The sequence below is a fragment of the Flavobacterium sp. genome (genome assembly GCF_031422135.1).
Taxonomy (GTDB): domain Bacteria; phylum Bacteroidota; class Bacteroidia; order Flavobacteriales; family Flavobacteriaceae; genus Flavobacterium.
Map to the genome: position 1 here is coordinate 1 of NZ_JANOQD010000083.1, position 2,552 is coordinate 2,552.

The 2,552-nt window shown below is 33.8% G+C and carries 3 protein-coding genes; 2 read left to right on the top strand and 1 reads right to left on the bottom strand.

The annotated features are described in order from the left end of the window. On the top strand, positions 1-716 hold a 716-nt coding region (locus RMO70_RS10860), incomplete at its 5' end, for an arginine deiminase family protein (protein WP_310556460.1). Between the two features lie 57 nt (positions 717-773). After that, on the top strand, positions 774-1,715 hold the full coding sequence (ctlX, locus tag RMO70_RS10865) for a citrulline utilization hydrolase CtlX (protein ID WP_310556461.1): 942 nt from the start codon (positions 774-776) through the stop codon (positions 1,713-1,715). On the opposite strand, the gene RMO70_RS10870 is transcribed toward ctlX, so the two are convergent. Then, complete coding sequence (locus RMO70_RS10870) at positions 1,716-2,339, bottom strand: MarC family NAAT transporter (protein ID WP_310556462.1); 624 nt, start codon at positions 2,337-2,339, stop codon at positions 1,716-1,718. Between the last annotated feature and the right edge of the window lie 213 nt (positions 2,340-2,552).

Sequence of the window (2,552 nt, forward strand, 5' to 3'; positions counted from 1 at the left end):
ATAATATAACAGTTTACCGACCAGAAATGATTGAAAACTACAATCAAATATTTGCTCGAGACATAGGTTTTGTAATTGATGATGTATTTATAAAATCGAACATTTTGCCTGATAGAGAGCGAGAATTAGAGGCGATTCAGTTTATAATAGACCTAATGAATCCTAAAAAAGTGGTTCGTCCACCCGAAGAAGTGCACATCGAAGGCGGAGACGTGATGCTGTGGAACGACTATATTTTTATTGGAACTTATAAAGGAAGTGATTACAAGGATTATATTACAGCAAGAACAAATATGCATGGAGTTCAATATATCAAGAATTTATTTCCCAACAAGATTGTCAAGGAATTCGATTTAGTAAAATCAAAAATAGAAGCACGAGATAATGCCTTGCACTTAGATTGTTGTTTTCAACCAATAGGTATTGACAAAGGAATCATTTACAAGAGAGGTTTTCGTGAAGAAGCAGATTATATGTTTCTCGTGAATCTTTTTGGTGAAGCAAATCTGTTTCATATTACTAGAAAAGAAATGTATCACATGAATTCTAACGTTTTTTCTATTGATACCAATGTCGTTGTTTCTGAAAAAAAATTCAAACGACTCAATAAATGGCTTCGTTCCAAAGGTTTTGTGGTAGAGGAAATACCGTACGCCGAAATTGCAAAACAAGAAGGATTATTGCGATGTTCTACCTTACCTTTGATTAGGGAATAAAATAATTTTGTAGAGACGTTGCAATGCAACGTCTCTACAAAAAAAATATACAAAAAAATGAAACAAACCACCAATTCCATTTTAATGATTCGTCCAGTTGCGTTCAGAATGAACGAGCAGACTGCCATAAATAATTATTATCAAAAAGTACTTGACGGACTTTCGCCAGAGACTGTAAATGCTAGAGCACAAGAAGAATTTGATACTTTTGTAAACAAGCTAAAAACAGTTGGAATTGATGTTACAGTAGTTGAGGATACTTTAAATCCAGATACGCCAGACAGTATTTTCCCGAACAATTGGATCTCTTTTCACGAAAGTGGCGATGTGGTTTTGTATCCCATGTTTGCTGAAAATCGTCGTCAAGAACGCCGAGAAGATATTCTAGAAATTCTCGAAGACAAAGGTTTTATAATCAACGAATTCATAACCGATTATACTTCGGCAGAAGAAGATGGTTTTTATCTAGAAGGAACAGGAAGTTTGCTTTTAGATAGAGAAAATGGCAAAGCCTATTGTGCACTATCTCCTCGAGCAGACGAAGAATTGTTTATAGAATTTTGTGAAGATTTTGAGTTTACACCCGTATTATTCGAAGCATTTCAAACCGTAAACGGAGAGCGAAAACTCATTTATCATACCAATGTTATGATGTGTCTTGGCGAAACCTTCGCCGTAATTTGTGCTGATTGTATCGATGACAAAAAAGAGCGAAAAATGGTGCTCGATAGTTTGCGTGGCGACGAAAAAGAAGTCATTCTAATTACAGAGGATCAAGTCAATAATTTTGCAGGAAACATGCTCGAGGTAAATGGAACAGATGACAGACGCTATTTAATAATGAGTAAATCGGCACATCAAAGTTTAACCAAAAAACAAATTGCTCAACTCGAAGAGCACGTAACCATTTTAAGTTCGAGTCTTGATACCATTGAAGCTTGTGGTGGCGGAAGCGCAAGATGTATGATGGCAGAAATTTTCTTGCCAAGAGAGGAGTAATTAAATCCCTCTTACAATACTCAAAACCGCACTTATAATGTACTGAACACCAATAGCAATTGTTAAAAAGCCAATAATTCTTGATATGGCAACAATGCCAGAGGTTCCAAGAATTTTAGAAAGGTAATGGGCGCTTTTTAGCATTAAATAAATTATTAATGATACGGCTAAAATTGCTAAACAGGATGCAATAATATCATTTGAAGAATGATGTTCTTGGTAAAATGTAATGAGCAATGATATAGAACCTAGACCAGCAAGCATTGGCATTGCTAGTGGTGTAAGAGCAATGTCATTACGAACTTTTATTTCTTGTTCTACTTTTTTATTAATTCCCTTGTTTTTATTGAACTTACCATTAAGTAACGAAAAACCAGAACTAGTAATAATAATTCCACCCGTAATCCGGAGTGCATTAATTGTAATTCCAAAAAAAGATAGTACATATTGACCGATAAAAAATGAAATAATTAAGATTATAAAAACATTAATAGAAGTCCAAAGTGAAATTCGAGAACGTTCTGTTTTTGTGTCATTTTGAGTCAATCCAACAAAAATAGGAACTGTGCCTATTGGATTAAGAACAGAAAATAACGCTACAAAAAGATACATAAAAAGTTCCATAGTTTTTAGTGCAAATTTACCACCTATTGTGAGAACAAAGTTAAACTTTAAAATAACGTATCGTTAAAATTTAAAAAAAAATCAATCCAATTTTTGTACTTTTGCCAAATGAAAAATAAAAAAACTGTAGTGCTTGGAGCAAGCGTAAAACCAGATAAATATTCCCATTTAGCGATAACAATGTTAGTAGATAAAGGACATTCGGTACTTGCA

What these genes read in the sequence shown, in the direction of transcription:
- ctlX (WP_310556461.1), top strand. Translation starts at nt 774, where the DNA reads ATGAAACAAACCACCAATTCCATTTTAATGATTCGTCCAGTTGCGTTC.
- RMO70_RS10870 (WP_310556462.1), bottom strand. Translation starts at nt 2,339, where the DNA reads ATGGAACTTTTTATGTATCTTTTTGTAGCGTTATTTTCTGTTCTTAAT.